20 protein-coding genes are annotated in these 19955 nt (G+C 61.5%); 11 read left to right on the forward strand and 9 right to left on the reverse strand.

Annotated elements, in window-relative coordinates:
* Positions 1-36 precede the first annotated feature (36 nt).
* Both K1X80_RS07115 and K1X80_RS07120 read left to right on the forward strand, forming a co-directional pair.
* Complete coding sequence (locus K1X80_RS07115) at positions 37-327, forward strand: DUF1145 domain-containing protein (RefSeq protein WP_220172754.1); 291 nt, start codon at positions 37-39, stop codon at positions 325-327.
* Positions 320-1078, forward strand: a complete 759-nt coding sequence (locus K1X80_RS07120) for a hypothetical protein (protein ID WP_057958715.1) — start codon at positions 320-322, stop codon at positions 1076-1078. The genes K1X80_RS07115 and K1X80_RS07120 overlap by 8 nt, the downstream gene beginning before the upstream one ends.
* A gap of 109 nt (positions 1079-1187) precedes the next feature.
* Here K1X80_RS07120 and K1X80_RS07125 read toward each other — a convergent pair whose 3' ends face one another.
* Positions 1188-1652: a CopD family protein gene (locus tag K1X80_RS07125; protein ID WP_057439857.1), complete on the reverse strand. Its 465-nt coding sequence runs from the start codon at positions 1650-1652 to the stop codon at positions 1188-1190.
* A 99-nt stretch (positions 1653-1751) separates the two neighbouring features.
* Between K1X80_RS07125 and dinG the strand changes: the two genes are divergently transcribed.
* The 5 genes from dinG to pdxH all read left to right on the forward strand — a co-directional run bounded on the left by dinG (position 1752) and on the right by pdxH (position 9273).
* Positions 1752-3896 carry an ATP-dependent DNA helicase DinG gene (gene dinG, locus K1X80_RS07130; RefSeq protein ID WP_032858113.1) on the forward strand — a complete coding sequence of 715 codons (2145 nt, stop codon included), beginning with the start codon at positions 1752-1754 and terminating at the stop codon, positions 3894-3896.
* Positions 3897-3984: 88 nt separating this feature from the next.
* Positions 3985-6249, forward strand: a complete 2265-nt coding sequence (locus K1X80_RS07135) for a beta-galactosidase (RefSeq protein ID WP_115127547.1) — start codon at positions 3985-3987, stop codon at positions 6247-6249.
* 53 nt (positions 6250-6302) lie between these two features.
* Positions 6303-7448, forward strand: a complete 1146-nt coding sequence (locus tag K1X80_RS07140) for a serine hydrolase domain-containing protein (RefSeq protein ID WP_200660237.1) — start codon at positions 6303-6305, stop codon at positions 7446-7448.
* 139 nt (positions 7449-7587) lie between these two features.
* The gene (locus K1X80_RS07145) at positions 7588-8598 is read left to right on the forward strand and encodes an OmpA family protein (protein ID WP_057958717.1); all 1011 of its coding nucleotides are present in this window, start codon (positions 7588-7590) and stop codon (positions 8596-8598) included.
* Between the two features lie 27 nt (positions 8599-8625).
* Positions 8626-9273: a pyridoxamine 5'-phosphate oxidase gene (gene pdxH / locus K1X80_RS07150; RefSeq protein WP_057958718.1), complete on the forward strand. Its 648-nt coding sequence runs from the start codon at positions 8626-8628 to the stop codon at positions 9271-9273.
* Between the two features lie 69 nt (positions 9274-9342).
* Here pdxH and K1X80_RS07155 read toward each other — a convergent pair whose 3' ends face one another.
* Positions 9343-9588, reverse strand: a complete 246-nt coding sequence (locus K1X80_RS07155) for a hypothetical protein (protein ID WP_057439854.1) — start codon at positions 9586-9588, stop codon at positions 9343-9345.
* 157 nt (positions 9589-9745) lie between these two features.
* On the opposite strand from K1X80_RS07155, the gene K1X80_RS07160 reads away from it, so the two are divergent.
* Positions 9746-10210 carry a glycine zipper 2TM domain-containing protein gene (locus tag K1X80_RS07160; RefSeq protein WP_029297142.1) on the forward strand — a complete coding sequence of 155 codons (465 nt, stop codon included), beginning with the start codon at positions 9746-9748 and terminating at the stop codon, positions 10208-10210.
* 525 nt (positions 10211-10735) lie between these two features.
* Here the strand turns inward: K1X80_RS07160 and nhaA are convergent.
* Entirely contained in the window at positions 10736-11923 is a 1188-nt protein-coding gene (nhaA, locus tag K1X80_RS07165; protein ID WP_057958719.1) for a Na+/H+ antiporter NhaA, read from the reverse strand.
* A gap of 216 nt (positions 11924-12139) precedes the next feature.
* Here nhaA and K1X80_RS07170 point away from each other — a divergent pair, with 216 nt between their 5' ends.
* Positions 12140-13234: a PLP-dependent cysteine synthase family protein gene (locus K1X80_RS07170; RefSeq protein ID WP_057958720.1), complete on the forward strand. Its 1095-nt coding sequence runs from the start codon at positions 12140-12142 to the stop codon at positions 13232-13234.
* A 67-nt stretch (positions 13235-13301) separates the two neighbouring features.
* On the opposite strand, the gene K1X80_RS07175 is transcribed toward K1X80_RS07170, so the two are convergent.
* Positions 13302-14915 carry an NAD(P)/FAD-dependent oxidoreductase gene (locus tag K1X80_RS07175; RefSeq protein ID WP_057958721.1) on the reverse strand — a complete coding sequence of 538 codons (1614 nt, stop codon included), beginning with the start codon at positions 14913-14915 and terminating at the stop codon, positions 13302-13304.
* 106 nt (positions 14916-15021) lie between these two features.
* Positions 15022-15693: a COG3650 family protein gene (locus K1X80_RS07180; protein WP_057958722.1), complete on the reverse strand. Its 672-nt coding sequence runs from the start codon at positions 15691-15693 to the stop codon at positions 15022-15024.
* A gap of 170 nt (positions 15694-15863) precedes the next feature.
* On the opposite strand from K1X80_RS07180, the gene K1X80_RS07185 reads away from it, so the two are divergent.
* A complete protein-coding gene (locus K1X80_RS07185; protein ID WP_169990179.1) occupies positions 15864-16220 on the forward strand; it encodes a hypothetical protein in 357 nt (118 codons plus the stop codon).
* Here K1X80_RS07185 and K1X80_RS07190 read toward each other — a convergent pair whose 3' ends face one another.
* Positions 16221-16820 (reverse strand): short chain dehydrogenase, encoded by a 600-nt coding sequence (locus K1X80_RS07190; RefSeq protein ID WP_128593658.1) that lies wholly within the window; start codon positions 16818-16820, stop codon positions 16221-16223.
* A 104-nt stretch (positions 16821-16924) separates the two neighbouring features.
* On the opposite strand from K1X80_RS07190, the gene K1X80_RS07195 reads away from it, so the two are divergent.
* On the forward strand, positions 16925-17833 hold the full coding sequence (locus K1X80_RS07195) for a LysR family transcriptional regulator (protein WP_057439842.1): 909 nt from the start codon (positions 16925-16927) through the stop codon (positions 17831-17833).
* Here the strand turns inward: K1X80_RS07195 and K1X80_RS07200 are convergent.
* Genes K1X80_RS07200 through K1X80_RS07210 form a run of 3 tightly spaced genes read right to left on the reverse strand, consistent with a single transcriptional unit; the run spans position 17830 to position 19954 of the window.
* The gene (locus tag K1X80_RS07200) at positions 17830-18315 is read right to left on the reverse strand and encodes a DoxX family protein (protein ID WP_057958725.1); all 486 of its coding nucleotides are present in this window, start codon (positions 18313-18315) and stop codon (positions 17830-17832) included. The two genes, K1X80_RS07195 and K1X80_RS07200, sit on opposite strands and share 4 nt — an antisense overlap.
* Complete coding sequence (locus K1X80_RS07205; RefSeq protein ID WP_220172755.1) at positions 18312-19076, reverse strand: DUF2063 domain-containing protein; 765 nt, start codon at positions 19074-19076, stop codon at positions 18312-18314. The genes K1X80_RS07200 and K1X80_RS07205 overlap by 4 nt, the downstream gene beginning before the upstream one ends.
* Positions 19073-19954 carry a DUF692 domain-containing protein gene (locus K1X80_RS07210; protein ID WP_057958727.1) on the reverse strand — a complete coding sequence of 294 codons (882 nt, stop codon included), beginning with the start codon at positions 19952-19954 and terminating at the stop codon, positions 19073-19075. The genes K1X80_RS07205 and K1X80_RS07210 overlap by 4 nt, the downstream gene beginning before the upstream one ends.
* Position 19955 lies beyond the last annotated feature (1 nt).

A 19955-nucleotide genomic window follows, 5' to 3' on the forward strand; every position in this document is an offset into this window, starting at 1 on the left:
TGCGCCCAAAGAATAATGTGCAAGGGGGCGTAGGGCATGAAGCTGTTGCTAGGATTGGGGAAGTTGCTGGCGATGCTGTTCTGGACGGTTGTGCTGGTCAACCTGTTCAAACCGCTGACTAATCCATTTCATCTGTTGGTCAACCTGGTCGGCAGCCTGTTGTTGCTGGTCCATCTTCTGGAGTTGGTGTTATTCAACGCCAGCGTCAAACATCGTGCTCACCCCTGGCGTGACCGCCTGCTGATCCTGTTGCTGGGGATGTTCCATATAAAGGGCCTGCCTGCGCCTACGGCTAACCAAGACAACAAGGATGCCAATCATGCGTAAGGTTTTTCTCCTGGCCCTGCTGGTCAGCCCCATTGCCCTGGCCGAAAGCGTCAGTGTCGAGACCCACTCGCTGATGCGCTTGCCCAACAGCACCAGCGTGCTGCAGTTGGAGCGCCTGGAAGTGGCGGACTATGGCACCTTGTTGATTCCGGCCAATATCACCCAGGTCACTGTCGACGAACTGCACCTGGGCCGCGAAGCGCGGATTGCCATCGTGCCCAGCGCCTCGGCCCTGCAGTTGCAGGTGCGGCACGCGCAGTTGGAGCATGGCAGCCAAATCACCTCCCGTGGCGCGCCCGGCACCCATGAAAAACCGGCCCGGCCGGGGCGTGACCTGACCCTGCGGATCAATGGGTTGATTGCAGAAGAACTGTCCGTCGATGCCCGTGGTGGCACCGGTGCCCAGGGTTACAGCGGCCTGGATGGTGCCAATGGCGAAGACCCTGGTTGCACCTGGGGTTCGGCCGGACGTGGCGCCAATGGCGACAACGGCGGCGACGGGCTGCCGGGGGCTGCGGGGGCGGCGGTGCGCATCGAGTTGCCGCGGGATTATCCGAGTGAGCAGATCAAGGTCTGGGTCGAGGGTGGTGCGGGAGGTTTACCGGGTGTGGCCGGCAAGCCGGGCAAGGGCGGGGCGTCCAAGGGCTGCCTGGTGTACCGTGCCGACGGCGGCGAGAAAGGCCGGCCGGGTCTGGAAGGCCAGGCGGGGCCGGCGGGGCCTGCCGGTACGGTGACCATCCAGCGGCTTTGAGCTATCGGCACTGGTCCATCGCGGGCAAGCCCGCTCCCACATTTTTAAGGTATTCACAAATCAAAGTGTGGGAGCGGGCTTGCCCGCGATGAGGCACTGAGGAACAACCTCAGAACATCGGCCGAGCCGAAGCCACGCCCACCACCACCAACCCGACAATCAGATTGATCCCTACCAGCTTTCGGATTCTTCCCAGCACCTGCGCGCCCGTCGCCCAGTCCTCGGCCGCCACAGCCGTGCGCAGTTCAGGCAGTTGTAACGCCTGGATGCGGATAAACAGCGCGGTCATTACCACATACAAGCCCATCATCACTTGCACATAACGCGGCGCGGTTTCAAACCCGTTGAAGCGCAGTTGCAACAGGCCGACGCCACTGATCGGCAAGATCAGCACCGCGACCCAGACCCACACGAAAAAACGCTGAAACACATTCATCCACAATTTCAGCCGTGGAGGGCCGTCGAGCGCCGCCATTGCGGCCGGGCGCAGGATCATCCAGGCGAAAAACATACCACCGACCCATACCAGGGCGGCCAATACATGCAGGGTGTAGGCAAGGCTAAACACGGTCATTGAGGTACTCCGTTCTGCGCGGGATTAATTAGCGGGGTATGATAGCGGCCGATCCGAACCACTGAAAATTTATCCAGCGTTTTTTGCGCCCGACTATCCATGATCAGCACTGAACTCAAAACCACGATCCAGGGCGCCTACTCGCGTTTTCTCGAAGCCAAGAGCTTGAAACCGCGCTACGGCCAGCGCCTGATGATCGCCGAAGTGGCCAAGGTCCTCGGGGATATCGACACCGACGACGAAGGCCGGCGCAGTGGCGACCCTGCGGTCGTGGCCGTCGAGGCCGGCACCGGTACCGGCAAGACTGTGGCCTACAGCCTGGCGGCGATTCCCACTGCCAAGGCCGCCGGCAAGCGCCTGGTGATTGCCACCGCCACCGTGGCCCTGCAAGAGCAGATCGTCTACAAAGACCTGCCGGACCTGATGCGCAACAGCGGCCTGAGCTTCACCTTCGCCCTGGCCAAGGGCCGTGGCCGCTATATGTGCCTGTCCAAGCTGGATGTGCTGTTGCAGGAAGGCCACGCGCAAACCGCCACGGCCTCGCTGTTCGAAGAAGAAGGCTTCAAGATCGAAGTCGATGAGGCCAGCCAGAAGCTGTTTACCAGCATGATCGAGAAGCTGGCCGGCAATAAGTGGGACGGCGACCGCGACAGCTGGCCCAACGCCCTTGAAGATGCCGACTGGGCGCGCCTGACTACCGATCATAGCCAGTGCACCAACCGGCACTGCCCCAACTTCGGCCAGTGCGCCTTCTACAAGGCCCGCGAAGGCATGGGCAAGGTCGACGTGATTGTCACCAACCACGACATGGTTCTGGCTGACCTGGCCCTGGGCGGCGGCGCCGTGCTGCCCGACCCGCGCGACACCCTCTACGTGTTCGACGAAGGCCATCACCTGCCCGACAAGGCCATCGGCCACTTTGCCCACTACACACGCCTGCGTTCCACCGCTGACTGGCTGGAAACCACCGCCAAGAACCTCACCAAGCTGCTGGCCCAGCATCCGCTGCCGGGCGACCTGGGCAAGTTGATCGAACAGGTGCCGGAGTTGGCGCGGGAGATCAAGACCCAGCAACAGTTCATGTTCAGCGCCTGCGAACAGGTGGCGGACTTCAAGCCCGGCGAAGACGTTGAAGGTCGCGAGCGGCCACGCCATCGCTTTGTCGGCGGGCTGATCCCCGAGCATATGCGCGAGATGGGCGTGGAGTTGAAGAAGGGCTTCTCACGCCTGACCGACCTGTTCACCCGCCTCACCGACCTGCTCAAGGAAGGCATGGACGGCGAGGTCAATATCGGCATCGCCAGCAACCAGGCCGAAGAGTGGTATCCGTTGTTTGGCAGCCTGTTGTCCCGTGCCCAGGGCAACTGGGAGTTGTGGACGGCCTTCACCGTTGAAGACCCGGAAGACAATCCACCCATGGCCCGCTGGCTGACGCTGTCGGAGAGCGGTGCGCTGTTCGATATCGAGGTCAACGCCAGCCCGATCCTTGCCGCAGAAATGCTCCGGCGCAACCTGTGGAATGTGGCCTACGGCGCCCTGGTGACCTCGGCCACCCTGACGGCCCTGGGCACCTTCGACCGCTTCCGCATGCGCGCCGGCCTGCCGAAAAAAGCCGTCACTGCCGTGGTCCCCAGCCCGTTCCATCACGCTGACGCTGGCGTGCTGCGGGTGCCGGACCTCAAGGCCGACCCACGGGATGCGCCGGCCCACACCGCGGCAATCATTCGTGACCTGCCGTCGCTGGTGGAAGGCTCCAAGGGCACCCTGGTGCTGTTCTCGTCGCGTAAACAGATGCAGGACGTGTTCGACGGCCTCGACCGCGACTGGCGCAAACAGGTGTTTATCCAGGGCAACCTGTCGAAACAGGAAACCCTGAACAAGCACAAGGCGCGGGTTGATGGCGGGGACTCCAGCGTGCTGTTCGGCCTGGCGAGCTTTGCCGAAGGTGTCGACCTGCCCGGTGCCTACTGCGAGCACGTGGTGATCGCCAAGATCCCGTTCTCGGTGCCGGATGATCCGGTCGAGGCTGCGCTGGCCGAGTGGATCGAAGCCCGGGGCGGTAATCCGTTCATGGAGATCTCGGTTCCGGATGCCTCGTTGAAGCTGGTCCAGGCCTGTGGTCGCTTGCTGCGTACCGAAGAAGACCGGGGCACCATCACCTTGCTCGACCGCCGTCTGGTCACCCAGCGCTATGGCAAGGCGATCCTGAATGCCTTGCCGCCTTTCCGGCGCGAAATTTCTTAAGCCGCAGTGGGCGAATTCGCCCACTTCGTGGTCTATCTCATGTATGTCATCAGGCCATTCACCGGCCAATTGGGAGAACCTTGTTCGTATGATCCGCACGCTGCCTGCTCTTTTTGCCTTGTTGTTCGCTGCGCCATTGCTGGCCGCGCCGGCCGGGCAACAGACGCTGTTCAACTTTGTCCGGCCGGCCGATGTGGTCAAGGTGGCGACCCAGGACGCCAGCTTGCCGCAATACAACGCCGAACAGACCCCGGAAGGCGAGGTGTTGCGCCGCATCACCTTCAACCCGGCGGCGGAACCGAGCCTGGTGCTCAGCCCGCAGAGTGGCGTGTGGGACTGGTCGCAATCGAGTGCCATGAGCCTGCGTATCCAGAGTGCGATGGACTGGGCGCTGACCTTGTACGTCAAGGTGCAGAGCAGCGACGGCAAGACCCTGGTCAGCCGGATTGATTTGCCGGCGGGACCTGCGCAAACGCTGCTGGTGCCACTGCAAGCCAATTCGCCCTTGAGCCAGGGTATGAAAGCCGGGCCGCCGATGCCGATCACCGTGGACGGTCAGCGCGTGATGCTGGCCGGCAGCGCTGGCGAGCTCGACCGCAGCCAGGTGGTCTCGGTCACGCTGTCGATGATCCAGCCGGCTGCGCCGCAAAGTATCCTGCTGGAGCGCTTTGGCGTGCAGGACAGCGAGCCGGTGCTCAAGGCTGCCTACAGTGAGTTGGTGGATGCCTACGGGCAGTCCAACCGCGCGCGCTGGCCGGAAAAGGTCAGCAGCGACGAGCAGTTGAAAGCCGCGGCCGCCAAGGAGCAGCAACAGCTCAAGGGCTGGCTTGCGGAGCGTGACAAGGCGGGCCTGGACAAGTTTGGCGGCTGGACCAAGGGCCCGGCCTTTGACGCCAGCGGCTTCTTCCGTACCGAAAAGCGTGATGGGCGCTGGTACCTGGTGACACCCCTGGGGCATCCGTTCTACTCCCTGGGCGTCAACACGGTGACCCCGGACAACAGCCAGACCTATGTCGCCGGCCGCGAATGGATGTTTGGCGCGTTGCCCAAGGCGGGTGAGCCCTTCGACAAGTATTACGGCAGTGGCGACAACCGTGGCGGCAATGGCGCGGATGTAGGGCGTGGCTTCAATGTGGGGCGCTGGTATGACTTCTACGGCGCTAACCTGCAACGCACCTATGGCCAGGCGTGCGACCCGGCAGCCCAGGCCCAGCCCTGCACAGCCCAGGGGTTTGACCAGGCGCGCTGGGTTAGCCACACCCTGGACCGCCTGCAGGCCTGGGGTTTCAACACCGTCGGCAACTGGAGCGCCCCGCAACTGGTTGGCGCGGATCGCGTGCCTTACACCTTGCCGCTGTCGATCATTGGCGACTACACCAGTATCAGCACCGGTATCGACTGGTGGGGCGGCATGCCCGATCCCTTCGACCCGCGCTTTGCCATGGCCACCGAGCGGGCGGTCGCGATTGCCACCCGTGACCATCGCGACGACCCCTGGTTGATCGGCTTCTTTGCCGATAACGAACTGGCGTGGGCCGGTCCTGGCAACGATGCGAAATCCCGCTATGCCCTGGCCTACGGCACCCTGCGCATGACCACCGATGTGCCGGCCAAGCGTGCGTTCCTCAAGCAACTGCGCGATAAATACCGTAACGAAGATGGCCTGTCCAAAGCCTGGGGTATTCAATTGGCGGGCTGGGAGTTGATGGAAGATCCAGGCTTCGAGCCGCCGGTACCCAACCCCGAGCACCCGGAAATCGAAGCTGATTTCCAGTACTTCCAGAAGACCTTCGCTGACGCCTACTTCAAGACCATCTCCGATGCGCTGAAATGGCATGCGCCCAACCAGCTGCTGCTGGGTGGCCGCTATGCGGTCAGCACCCCGGAAGCCGTGGCGTCCTGCGCCCAGTACTGCGATGTACTGAGCTTCAATATGTACACCCTCAAGCCCCAGGACGGTTATGACTTCGCCGCCCTGCGCGGGCTGGACAAGCCGGTATTGATCAGCGAGTTCAACTTCGGCTCGACCGACCGTGGCCCGTTCTGGGGCGGCTTGACGCCCTTGGCCAGGGAGGAGGCGCGTGGCCCGGCTTACGCGACGTTCCTCAAGCAGGCCATGGCCGAGCCGTCGATTGTTGGCGTGCACTGGTTCCAGTACCTCGACCAGCCGGTGACCGGGCGATTGCTGGACGGTGAAAATGGTCATTTCGGCCTGGTGGGGATCACCGATGTGCCCTTCCAGGGTTTTGTCGACAGTGTGCGTAAAAGCAACCTGGCGGCGATCCAGCAATTGGGCCGCAAAGCTGAAAAAGCCAAGGTCGCCCAGGCTGCCACGGGTTCCCAAAGCCAGTAATGGCTGGAACAATGAACGCCATTTAACGCAGGACTTTTCCGAGGGGGATGCAGGTGCAGATTCAGGGTCATTACGAGCTTCAATTCGAAGCAGTGCGCGAAGCCTTCGCCGCGCTGTTTGACGACCCTCAGGAGCGTGGTGCGGCGCTGTGTGTACAGATTGGCGGGCAAACCGTCCTCGATCTGTGGGCCGGCACTGCCGACAAGGACGGTGCCGAGGCCTGGCACAGCGACACCATCGCCAACCTGTTCTCCTGCACCAAGACCTTCACCGCCGTCACCGCGCTGCAACTGGTAGCCGAGGGCAAATTGCAGTTGGACGCCCCGGTTGCCAACTACTGGCCGGAGTTCGCTGCGGCAGGTAAACACAACATCACCCTGCGCCAACTGCTTTGCCATAAGGCCGGGCTGCCCGCGTTGCGTGACATATTGCCTGCCGAGGCCCTGTATGACTGGCCTTTGATGACTACCGCCCTGGCCGCCGAAACCCCCTGGTGGACACCCGGCGAAGGCCATGGCTATGCGGCCATCACTTATGGCTGGCTGGTCGGTGAACTGCTGCGCCGCGCCGATGGGCGTGGGCCGGGGGAGTCGATTGTGGCGCGGGTTGCCCGGCCACTGGGCCTGGACTTCCATGTCGGGTTGGCGGACGAGGAATTTTATCGTGTCGCCCACATTGCCCGGAGCAAAGGCAATATGGGGGATGCGGCAGCCCAACGGTTGTTACAGGTCACCCTGCGTGAGCCCGAAGCAATGACTACCCGGGCGTTTACCAATCCGCCTTCTATACTAACCAGCACTAACAAGCCTGAATGGCGCCGCATGCAGCAGCCTGCGGCAAATGGTCATGGCAATGCGCGCAGTTTGGCCGGGTTTTATAGTGGTTTGTTGGACGGAAGTTTGTTGGAAGCCGATATGCTTGAACAACTGACCCGCGAGCACAGTGTTGGGCCGGATAAAACCTTATTGACGCAAACCCGCTTTGGCCTGGGTTGCATGTTGGACCAGCCAGACGTGCCCAACGCGACGTTCGGCCTTGGCCCACGTGCATTTGGGCATCCTGGGGCCGGTGGTTCCGTGGGCTTTGCCGATCCGGAACATGATGTAGCATTTGGTTTTGTGACCAATACACTGGGGCCGCATGTACTTATGGACCCGCGCGCGCAAAAGTTGGTAAGAATATTGGCCGGTTGTCTGTAAATAGCTTGCTGTCTGGCGTTTTTTTGTTAAAAAGGCACCTACAAAAGACGCTGGAAAAGTATTGTTACTTTAAACTTCGTGAAGCGTCCGTTTAACGGGTCATTCAGACCCCTGTGTTTTCTCATTTTGTGGATATCTCATGTTATCGAACAAGTCCTTGGCTCTGGCGCTCTGCCTCACTATTACTGGCTGTGCACAAAACCCACAAAATGATGCGTCTGGCGAGCATTGGTGGTCATTCGGGTCCGACAAGGCGGCGGCCAAGGACGTTACCGCCAAGGCCGATGCCAAGGCGGCTGACGCCAAGGCTGATCTCAAGGCCGATCTGAAGGCGGCAACACCTGCTCCCGCTGCGGCGCCGGTAGTGGCCAAGGCTGAAAGCGACACCAAATGGTGGTGGCCGTTTGAAAGCAAGCCAAAACCCCTGAACAAAGTCGATGTGACCAACATCCCGATGCCAGACCCGAAAATCACCCAGGCCTGGTTGGATGACTACGAGCCACGCCTGCGCGCCGCGATCAAGGACAGCAACCTGCAACTGGAACGTCGCGACAACGTACTGGTGGTGATTGCCCCGGTCGATGGTTCGTACAACCCGAAGCGCCCGGCGATGTTGTTGCCGGTGACCCTGGGTCCGTTTACCCGTGTCGCCAAGGCCGTTGAAAAGGATCCGAAGACTGCCGTGCTGGTCCTGGGCCACATCGACACCGTGCAGAACCAGGCCCTGACCAAGGAGCGTGCCCAGTCCATCGCTTCGATCTTCAGCCTCAGCGGCCTGAAGCAGGACCGCCTGATGTTGCGTGGCATGGGCGACCTGATGCCCCGCGCCGCCAACGACAGCACCCAGGGCCGCGCCCTGAACCGTCGCATGGAAATCATGTTCACCCAGCGCACCACCATGCTGGCACTGCTGAGCAAGTACAACTCGCCAAACCCGCCGAAGCCTGAACTGGTAGCGGTACAGGACGTCGTTGCTCCTGCGCCGGTGGCCAAGAAAGCCGTGGCCGCGAAGAAAACCCCGGCCAAGAAGACCGCCGCCAAGCCAGCCGCGAAAAAAGCCGCCGCCAAGCCGGCAGCCAAAAAGCCGGTGGCCGCCAAGGCAGCGGCACCTGCGAAAAAAGTAGCGGCAAACGACCAGGCGAAAAACTGAGCAGTTGAGCGAGAAGGATAAAGCCCCATGAACCAGGCATTGGCGGATATGCGCCGTGACTACACGCGGGACGGTTTGAGCGAGGCCCAGGCCCCGGACGAGCCGTTTGCCTTGTTCCACCAGTGGTTCAGCGATGCGGTCAAGACCGAGCAAGCGCCGGTGGAGGCCAACGCGATGACCCTGGCGACCGTGGACCAGGAGGGCCGGCCTCACTGCCGAGTCCTGCTGCTCAAGGGCCTGGATGCCCAGGGTTTTACCTTCTTTACCAACTACCAGAGCGCCAAGGGTCAGCAAATGGCAGCCCGCCCGTTTGCTGCCATGACCTTCTTCTGGCCGACCCTGGAGCGCCAGGTGCGCATCGAGGGGCGGGTGGTCAAGGTCACGCCTGAGGAATCGGATGCCTACTATCAGGTGCGACCCCTGGGCAGCCGCATCGGTGCCTGGGCTTCCCCGCAAAGCCAGGTGATCCGTGATCGCCAGCAATTGCAGGACTTGCTCACGCTGACCGAACAGCGCTTCAGCGATACCCAGCCGGCGTGCCCGGAGCACTGGGGGGGTTATCGCCTGCTGCCGGAACGCATCGAGTTCTGGCAGGGCCGGGCGAGCCGCTTGCATGACCGCTTGAACTATCGCTTGCAGGGTACCGACTGGACCCGCGAGCGCCTGGCGCCCTGAGTGCGCCTTTAAACACCTGTAATCCATATGGGCGCTGTGGCCTGGAGTCAGGTGTTCCTGCCGAAGTCTCTACTCCGGGGCTTGTGGTGTGTATTGCCGGGCTGCGTCCTGCAGCCATTGTGGTAAATCCTTACGCTTGACCTTCTCTGCCTTGGCGCGGTCCAACTGTTGCAGCATAAAGTTGCGCTTGCGCTGATCGTCTCCAGCCAGGGACAGCGCCAGGTCGCGATCTACCCAGCGCTTGATCCGCCGGTAGAGCCACCAGTGGAAGTACAGGCCGGCGGCGGTGGTCGCTACAATGATGAAGTAGTCCATGAAATTCCTTGTCTGGGTGTAGGTGCTACCGTTTGTCGGTTTTTGCGATACAGCCTGTCTGTACTGGGGCTGAATGAAAGCAATTTTCTCCGGGCCGTGCCGTGACAGGCGTCAAGCAGCGGAGTCTAATAAAGATATGTCCTTTGGAGTTGATGCTATGCGTAAGTCTGTTCTGCTGGTTGCCTGCTTTACCACCATGTCGTTGCTGCTGGGTGGCTGCGCCTCCAGTCTGACCGGCGACTCGTACTCCCGTGACGAAGCCCGTCGTGTGCAAAGCGTGCGCATGGGTACCATCGAATCCCTGCGTCCGGTCAAGATCGAAGGCACCAAGACCCCAATCGGCGGCGCAGCAGGCGCGGTCATCGGCGGTGTTGGCGGTAGCGCCATCGGTGGCGGTCGCGGCAGCATCGTGACTGCCGTTATCGGCGCAGTGGCGGGCGGCCTGCTGGGCTCGGCCACCGAAGAAGGCCTGACCCGTACCCAGGGCGTGGAAATCACCGTGCGCGAAGACGACGGCAGCATGCGCGCCTACGTCCAGGCGGTGCAGGAAAACGAAATCTTCCGCATCGGCGACCGTGTGCGCATCATGACTGTAGATGGGACCAGCCGCGTTACCCGCTAAGCGTCATACAGTAAAAGAAAAACCCCGACCGGGTGCCTGGTCGGGGTTTTTTTCGGTTCGGCTAAGGACTTTCTTAATGCGATTTTTGATTTCGGCCGGGCGCGTTAAACGTTGCAGGTAAGTTGGAAGTGATGAGCCGAGTCATTTATTGCTCTGCCGGCCAAGGTTTCTATAGCCGTTAGTTGAGCGGGGGCAGGTTGTAGACCTCCCAGCCATGTTGCTCGACTACAAACGCCTGGAGGTCAGTAACCTTATCGAAGGCTGCAATCAGATATCTCATGGTGCGAATCTTCTTTGTTCTTTTGGATTTTCGTAGAGAGGATTTGGCGAACACGCCCCCGACAGCAGAGGGCTGTCCTTGTTGTTGGCCATCCTGCCCACCTGGGCGTGACATCCGTTCTTGCAGACGGGTGTGCGACGTTAGGGGAGGCGCAGGAGAAAGAAGGTAGGAAGGTGCTGTAAGCGAGGGGAGAAGAGGCTGAAACAGCGCATGGGGGCAAGACAGGCCTGCCCCCACATAACGCGTTAAGCGTTGACTGTCACCTGCTTACGACTGGCCATCGCCGTCACGGCATAACCAATCAATGCCGCGAGGATCGAGCCGGTGAGAATGCCCATCCGGTCCATCCCGGCGTATTCGCTACTGCCCGGCAAGAACGCCAGTGAGCCGACAAACAGGCTCATGGTGAAGCCGATGCCACACAGGATGGCGACACCCATGACCTGGCCCCAATTGGCGCCGGTCGGTAGGGCGGCCAGCCCGGTTTTCACGGCGAGCCAGGTCAGGCCAAACACACCGACCGTCTTGCCCACCAGCAAACCTGCCGCGATACCCATCGGCACGTGGTGGGTGAAGCTTTCCAGATTGACCCCGGCCAGCGACACGCCAGCGTTGGCAAAGGCGAACAGCGGCAGGATGCCGTATGCCACCCACGGGTGCAGGGCGTGTTCCAGGCCGAGCAGGGGCGAGGGCTCGGCGTTCTTGGTGCGCAGCGGAATGCAGAACGCCAGGGTGACGCCGGCCAGGGTGGCGTGAACACCGCTCTTGAGCACGCAGACCCACAGGATCAAGCCGATGATCAGGTACGGCCCGAGCTTGACCACGCCCAGGCGATTCATGGTGATCAACGCGACAAGGCAGGCGCCGGCGCCCGCCAGCGACGCAGTGGACAGTTCGCCGGAGTAGAAAATCGCAATGACGATGATGGCTCCCAGGTCATCAATGATCGCCAGGGTCATCAGGAACAGCTTCAGCGACACCGGTACACGCTTGCCCAGCAGTGCCAGCACGCCCAGGGCAAAGGCGATATCGGTGGCCATCGGGATGGCCCAGCCGCCGAGTGCCGCCGGGTTATCCTTGTTCAAGGCCCAGTAGATCAGCGCCGGCACCACCATGCCGCCGATGGCCGCAGCCCCTGGCAGCACAACCTGGGAAGGCTTGGACAAATGGCCGTCGAGCAGCTCGCGCTTGACCTCCAGGCCGATCAGCAGGAAGAACAGGGCCATCAGGCCGTCGTTGATCCACAGTAGCGATGGCTTCGCGATCTGCAGGGCGCCGATCTGTACGGCGACGGGCACTTCAAGAAAGCTGCTGTAGAACGACGACAGCGGCGAGTTGTTGATGATCAGGGCCAAGGCGGCTGCAGCGATCAGTAACAGACCGCTGGCCGCTTCGAGCTGGAAGAAACGGGTAAACGTGCTACGCAGAGGCAAGGGACGCTCTCCAATCAAGGTTCAATAGGGGCGTACCCTAACCCGTACTGTTAGTTGTTAAAACAAAAGTTATATTCTTTTTTGTTATATAAAAGTGCGGTGCTAGGGATTGGCTCAAAGCCTAGCAATTAGGGATCGAATTAAGTCATGACTGTATCTGTGTGCAGTTTGGGAAACACCCTAAGATCACGCCTGAAAACTTAATGGAACTTGAGCATGAGTGACCACCGTCCGTGGGCCCGAGAGGCCATTCGCATTATTGAAGCTGATTTCCAGCGCAGCGCCGACACCCACCTGATCCCACTGGCATTGCCGGGCTTGCCGGGGATCGAATTGTATTTCAAGGATGAGTCCAGCCACCCCACCGGTAGCCTTAAGCACCGCTTGGCCCGCTCCTTGTTCCTGTATGCCTTGTGCAACGGCTGGCTCAAGCCCGGCGCGCCGGTGATCGAGGCCTCCAGTGGCTCCACCGCGATTTCCGAAGCGTACTTCGCGCGCTTGCTGGGCCTGCCGTTTATTGCGGTGATGCCGGCCACCACGTCCCAGGAAAAAATTGCCCAGATCGCCTTCTATGGCGGCAAGAGCCACCTGGTGCAGGACCCCACGCAGATCTACGCCGAATCCGAGCGCCTGGCGCAGGAAAGCGGTGGGCACTTCATGGATCAGTTCACCTATGCCGAACGGGCTACCGACTGGCGGGCGAACAACAATATTGCCGAGTCGATCTTCCAGCAGTTGCGCTTCGAGCGGCATCCAGAGCCGAGCTGGCTGATTTCCAGCCCGGGTACCGGCGGTACCACGGCGACTCTGGGGCGCTATGTGCGTTATCGCCAGCATTGCACCCGAGTGTTGTGTGCCGACGCCGAGCGTTCGGTGTTCTTCGAGTATTACCAGAGCGGTGATGCCAGCTTGCGCCTGGACTGCGGCTCACGGATCGAAGGCATTGGTCGGCCACGGGTGGAAGCGTCGTTCCTGCCCAAGGTGATTGATGCAATGGTCAAGGTGCCGGATGCCTTGTCGCTGGCCGCCATGCATTACCTGGCGCAGCGCTTGGGACGGCGGGTCGGGGGATCCAGCGGCACCAACCTGATCGGCGCGTTGATTGCTGCGCAGCAGATGCAGGCGGCAGGGGAGTCGGGGTCTATCGTGGCGATTCTGTGTGACGGTGGCGAGCGTTATGCCACGACCTACTACGACGATGCGTGGCTGGTTGGGCAGGGGTATGCGCTGGAAGAGTTGATCGACGCGGTTGCCGCCAGTGTCGAGCGTGGCGAGCCGTTGCCGGACAGCGTATTGCGCGCCAATATCTAAACTGCCTGGCGCATGACGATCACTGTGGGAGGCGGGCTTGCCCGCTCCCACAATGGAGCGCGTTTACTCAGGCTTCGATCCCGAGGATGTTGCGCGCCACGGCTTCGGCAATCCGAATCCCGTCAACGCCTGCCGACAGGATCCCGCCGGCATAACCTGCGCCTTCACCCGCCGGGAACAGGCCTTTCACATTCAAGCTCTGCATCGACGCGTCGCGGGTGATCCGCAGTGGCGACGAAGTGCGGGTTTCGATCCCGGTCAGGACTGCGTCATGCAGCGAGTAGCCCTTGATCTGCTTCTCAAAGGCCGGCAACGCTTCGCGGATGGCCTCGATGGCGAAGTCTGGCAAGGCCAGGGCCAAGTCGCCGAGAGCAACGCCCGGCTTGTAGGAAGGCTCCACGCTACCAATAGCGGTGGACGGCTTGCCGGCGATGAAATCACCCACCAGTTGCGCCGGCGCTTCGTAGTTGCTGCCGCCGAGGATGAACGCATGGGATTCCAGGCGCTCCTGCAACTCGATCCCGGCCAGCGGGCCGCCCGGATAGTCCACTTCCGGGGTGATACCGACCACGATCCCGGAGTTGGCATTGCGCTCGTTACGCGAGTACTGGCTCATGCCGTTGGTCACGACCCGATTTGGCTCGGAAGTGGCCGCCACCACCGTACCGCCTGGGCACATGCAGAAGCTGTACACCGAACGGCCGTTCTTGGCGTGGTGCACCAGCTTGTAGTCGGCCGCCCCCAGTTTCGGGTGCCCGGCATACTTGCCCAGGCGCGCGGCGTCGATCAGCGACTGCGGGTGTTCGATACGGAAACCCACCGAAAACGGCTTGGCTTCCATGTATACGCCACGGCCGTGGAGCATGCGGAAGGTGTCGCGGGCACTGTGGCCGAGGGCGAGGATCACGTGCCTGGAGAGGATCTGCTCGCCACCATCGACGACCACACCATTTAACTGGCCGTCCTCGATCAGCACGTCGGTGACCCGCTGTTCGAAACGCACCTCACCGCCCAGGGCGATGATCTGCTGGCGCATGTTTTCTACCACGCCGGTCAGGCGGAAGGTGCCGATATGCGGTTTGCTGACGTAGAGGATTTCGTCTGGCGCGCCGGCCTTGACGAACTCGTGCAGCACCTTGCGCCCGTGGAACTTCGGATCCTTGATCTGACTGTAGAGCTTGCCGTCGGAAAAGGTCCCGGCGCCGCCCTCGCCGAACTGCACGTTGGACTCGGGGTTGAGTACGCTTTTGCGCCACAGGCCCCAGGTGTCCTTGGTGCGCTGGCGCACTTCGCGGCCACGCTCGAGGATGATCGGCTTGAAACCCATCTGCGCCAGCAACAGCCCGGCAAAAATCCCGCAAGGACCGAAACCGACCACAATCGGTCGCTCGCTCAGGTCGGCCGGCGCCTGGCCGACTACCTTGTAGCTGACATCCGGTGCGGCGTTGATATTGCGGTCGTCGGCGAACTTGAGCAGCAGGGCGGCTTCGCCCTTGACCTCAAGGTCGACGGTGTAGATGAAGCACAGCTCCGATGATTTTTTGCGTGCATCGTAGCTGCGTTTGAACAGGGTGAAATCGAGCAGATCATCACTGGCGATGCCCAGGCGCTGCACAATCGCAGGCCGCAGGTCTTCTTCGGGATGGTCGATGGGCAGCTTGAGTTCGGTGATTCGTAGCATGACAGGATCCGGTATGCGGCGTTTGGTAGGGCCGGCGGTTTTGCAAACCGGCGATTATAAGCCCCAACGGCGGTTTCCCGTCATGCTAAAACAGCGCAGGGCCGAATCAGTCGTCTCGCGAGCCGCCAAACGCCGCGCAGCCACGCTGCACCTGGCCGTTGATCCGAAGTTCGGCGCTCATGTGCTGCAGGCTGCCGCTGACGCTGTCGATGCAGCGCTGGGGCGCGACCCACAGTTCGATCTTCTGGCCGTTGGCTTCGGTGGTGAGGTTGAAACGGCCATCGCCCAGTTGCTCTTCCACATAAGGTACCGGCAGCGGTGGCTGGCCCTCGCGCTGCAGGACCATGCCCTTGTTGGTGACATTCAGCGCCCACGCGGGTTTGTGGCCGTTGGCGCGCAGGATCATGCGCTTGAAGTCCGGGTCGTCACAGGCCGAGGTCGAGCGTTCGACGCGGTACAGCTGCTGCAGCTCCACCTGGCCCTGGGTGCCGCTGGCGACCCCGGAGAACTTGCCGCGCAAGTCGGCAAACAAGGCCCCTTGCTGGCCGGCCAGGGACGCCGCTTCCTGGAGGATGCTGGTGCCGCCGGTATCGTTGACCACGTAGTTGCGCTGGTCATGGCAGGGCTGGAACAGCAGTTTATCGCCGATGGCGGTCAACTCGCCCTGCATGCGGGTCAGGCCCGCCGTGGACGGCTTGGCCGGGTCGCGCTCAAACACCTGGCAGGCGGCGAACAGGGGCAGTAGGGCAAACAGAGCAAGGATACGGGCGGCACGCATTATCGGGTCTCCTGACAAGTGCCGCCACGTTACGCAGGCTGGCGCTGCATCACAAGTCGGTGATGGGCGATTAGGTTGCAGCATTTTAACGGAGCCTGAAATTAAGCCTTTTTCCGTGGATGTTACGGAAGCCTTATGCCAAGTTTAAGTTTTTCGAAAGGCGCATTCATATGAACATTCGATGGACCCTTCTCGCCCTGGCCTGCGTGGCACCCCTGGCCTGGGCCGAGGTGCCGGCCAAGCTGTTCTATACCTCACAGACCGACTTCACCGATATCACCTTGACCCTGAAAAAAGCCCAAGCCCTCCACCCCGAGTTTATCGAGGTTGACGTGACGCTGACACCGCAGGCCCAGGAGCGCACGAAGGCGCTGTCCGAGGCGGCCATGCATAAACAGATGGCCCTGTACCTCAATGGCCGGCAGCTCAATACGGCGACGGTCCAGGGTGTGCTCGACGGTCCGGGCCTGAGGTTCTCCATCCCCCGCGATCAGTTGTTGGAGATGATGCCGTCGCTGATCAAGTGATCAGCCGACGATGTAAGTCTGCCCGGTCTGTAAGCCTTCCACACTCTTGGCGTAGGCCAAAGCTACATCTGCCGCAGGCACCGGCTTGAAGCCCCGGAAATAAGGCGCATAGCTGCCCATGGCCTCCAGCAGTACGTTGGGGCTGACCGAGTTGATCCGCAGGCCCCGTGGCAGTTCAATTGCCGCCGCTTTGACGAAAGCATCAATGGCGCCATTGACCAGCGCCGCCGAGGCGCCGGTGCGGATCGGGTCGCGGTTGAGGATGCCGCTGGTGAAGGTGAAGGACGCACCGTCGTTGGCAAATTCGCGGCCGATCAGCAGCAGGTTGACCTGGCCCATCAGTTTGTCTTGCAGGCCGAGGTCGAAGTGGCTGGCGTCCATTTCGCCCAGGGGCACAAAGTTGACGCTGCCGGCGGCGCACACCAGGGCGTCGAACTTGCCGGTTTGTGCAAACAGTCGGCGGATCGAAGCGCTGTCGCTGATATCGACGTGAAAGTCGCCGCTCGTGCGACCAATGCTGATCACTTCATGGCGCTGGGACAGTTCGGCCTTGACCGCCGAGCCCACCGTGCCGCTGGCGCCAATCAACAGGATTTTCATGTGTCGTTCCTCTAGAGGTTCAGGTGAGCCTTGAGTCTAGAGTGGTTTTTTCTGCGGATAAGCGCACTAATAGGCAACCTTTGGTTTTCAAATGGAAACAATCCATGAGCGAGATGGATGATCTGGCGGCGTTTGCGGTGTTGATCGAAGCCGGCAGTTTTACCCTGGCCGCCCAGCAACTGGGGTGCAGCAAGGGCCAGTTGTCCAAGCGCATCAGCCAGTTGGAGGCGCAGTTTTCGGTGGTGTTGCTGCATCGCACCACCCGCCGTTTAAGCCTCACTGCCGCCGGCGCGGCGCTGTTACCCCAGGCCCAGGCATTGGTAATCCAGGTCGACCGCGCGCGTCAGGCATTGGCGCGACTCAAGGACGATGTGGCAGGGCCGGTGCGTATGACCGTTCCGGTTTCCCTGGGTGAAACCTTCTTCGATGGTCTGTTGCTGGAGTTTTCCCGGCAGTACCCGCAAGTACAGATCGAGCTGGATCTGAACAACAATTATCGTGACCTGGCGCGGGACGGTTTTGATCTGGCAGTACGCTCGGCGGTGGCCAACGATGAAAGGCTGGTCGCCAGGCCGCTGTTGGCCTGGCATGAAATGACCTGCGCCAGCCCGGCCTATCTGGAGCAACACGGGGAACCGCTGACACCGGCGGAGCTGGTCGGCCACCGTTGCTTGCTCAACAGCCACTACAGTGGTCGCGAAGAGTGGCTGTATCACCAGCAACACGAATTGCTGCGGGTCCGGGTGGATGGCACGTTTGCCTCCAACCACTACAACCTGCTGAAAAAGGCGGCGTTGGTGGGCGCCGGCATCGCACGGCTGCCCTCCTATCTGTTGCAGATGGAATTGGCTGACGGCCGGCTGCGTTGGCTCCTGCGTGATTATCAGACTCGCAGCCAGCCGATGTATCTGGTCCACCCCTATCAGGGCGGGTTGCCACGCCGTACCCAAGTACTGGCCGATTACCTGGTGGGCTGGTTCAAACGCAATGGCGAGGCATTGGACCGGCTTTAGCGCCAGCGCCGGGCAATCCAGTGATCCATGGACACCCGTCCTGGTCCCTTGGCCATCAACAGCAGCAGCAAGGCGATCCAGGTGCCGTGGGTCGGGTAGGCGTCGGGGTAGACAAACAACTGGATCACCAGGGTCATACCCAACAAGGCCAGGGCCGAAAAGCGCGTGGCCAGCCCCAGCAGAATCAGGACCGGGAAAAAATGCTCGGCGAACGTAGCCAGGTACGCCGCCACTTCTGCGGGCACAAACGGTACGTGGTATTCACTTTTAAACAACGGCACGGTGGAGTTGGCCAACTGCGGCACACCCAGTTCGAAGGTGCCGTCTACCAGGTCGACGGCAAAGCCCTGGACCTTGGTCTGGCCGGACTTCCAGAACACCGCCGCCATGGAAAAGCGTGCAATAAGGGCGATCAGGCTGTAGGGGATGTTCCCGAAGGTTTGGGTGGCGCGTGCAATCAGGCGCGTAGCGGCAGTATTCATGGTTGTACCTTGATATGGGTGATGGCGCGGTGGTTGATCAGCAGTCCCAGGCAGTGGTGCAGGTCAAATTCGCTCGCTGCGTCGAGGGCGTACGCCACCGCCATTTCCAGGGGCCAATCGTTGGCCAGGCTGTTGATAAACGTCACGCAGCCGCTGTCGATGCCGAATACCTCGACCTCCAGGCCGTTGCGCAGGATCAACGCGCTTTGCTCCTGCCAGGGGTTGAGGCTGGTGACGGTGTCGGTGGTTTGATGCGCGGCCCATAACGCCACCACGGCATAGTTCGACTGCAGGGTGCTGACGCTGGGGTGCAGGTGCAGGCGTACGTTGCCCAGGCTGGGCAACTGTTGCAGTTGGTCGATGACGGCCTGGGGCTCGGCGACGGGTGTGTCGGCGGCGTGATAGGCGTTGATCCGCAAGTGCTCCAGTCGCGCGACGTCCGCCAGGTAAGGCACGCTGGCGGCGGGGGCGAAGCCCTGGATAAAGGCGGCAAGGTCGCTGCCGTACTCGTTGAGCAGTGGGCTGGTGGGTGGATAGGCCTGGACATACAACCCGGCCATGGCGCGGAAAAAACCATCGCCCACCAGTTGCCGGGTTACTGGGTAACCGTCGGCCAGGGCGCTGATTAACGAACTGTGGACGTTGTTGCGATACACCGCAAAACGGCTGGCGGGATCGGCGCCGTTGTGGCTGAACAAACCCTCCGGGCATGGCTGGCCCGGCGCCAACAGGGCCTTTGCAAACTGTTCGAGCACATTCATGGGCGCACCGCCGCAGCTAGCAAGTGGCGCTCGGCTTGCCGGGCTTCGGCGTGCAATACGCTGAAGGCCGGTACATCGTTGTCGCGCTCGATCAGCGTCGCAACCGGCCCGGTGCGTTGCAAGGCCTGCTGATACAACTGCCAGACGGCGTTGTCGATGGGCGCGCCGTGATCATCAATCAGCAGGCGATCACCAAGGCTGTCGCTGTCTTCGGCAAAGCCTGCCAGATGAATCTCGCCCACCGCGTGCAAAGGCAACGCATCGAGGTAGGCCAACGGATCCTGCTGATGATTGATGCAGGACACATACACATTGTTCACGTCCAGCAACAAACCGCAGCCGGTGCGCCGGATGACCTCGCGGATAAAGTCGGTTTCATCCAGGGTGGAGCGTTGGAACTGCAGGTAGGTCGACGGGTTCTCCAGCAGCATGGGCCGCTTGAGGGTGGTTTGTACCTGGTCCACGTGTTCGCACACTCGCTTGAGAGTTGCGTCGTCATAGGCCAGGGGCAGCAGATCGTTGAGAAACACCGGGCCGTGGCTGGACCAGGCCAGGTGTTCGGAAAAGGACTGGGGTTGATAGCGCTCGATCAGTACCGCCAGGCGCGCCAGGTGGGCCTGGCTCAGCGGGCCTTCGCCGCCGATGGACAGGCCGACGCCATGCAGTGACAGCGGATACTGCTCGCGGATCAGGCCCAGGTAGTGATGAAAAGGCCCGCCGGCCACCATGTAGTTTTCGGCATGGACTTCAAAAAAACCAATATCGGGCAGGGTGGCGAGCACTGTATGCCAGTGTTCGCTCTTGAGCCCCAGCCCGGCCCGGCACGCAAGGCCGGGTGCCTGAGCCTGGGCGACATCAGGCAGGGATGAAAGTGTCATC

Origin of the sequence: Pseudomonas sp. So3.2b, from assembly GCF_019464415.1 — a bacterium.
Lineage (GTDB): Bacteria > Pseudomonadota > Gammaproteobacteria > Pseudomonadales > Pseudomonadaceae > Aquipseudomonas > Aquipseudomonas shahriarae.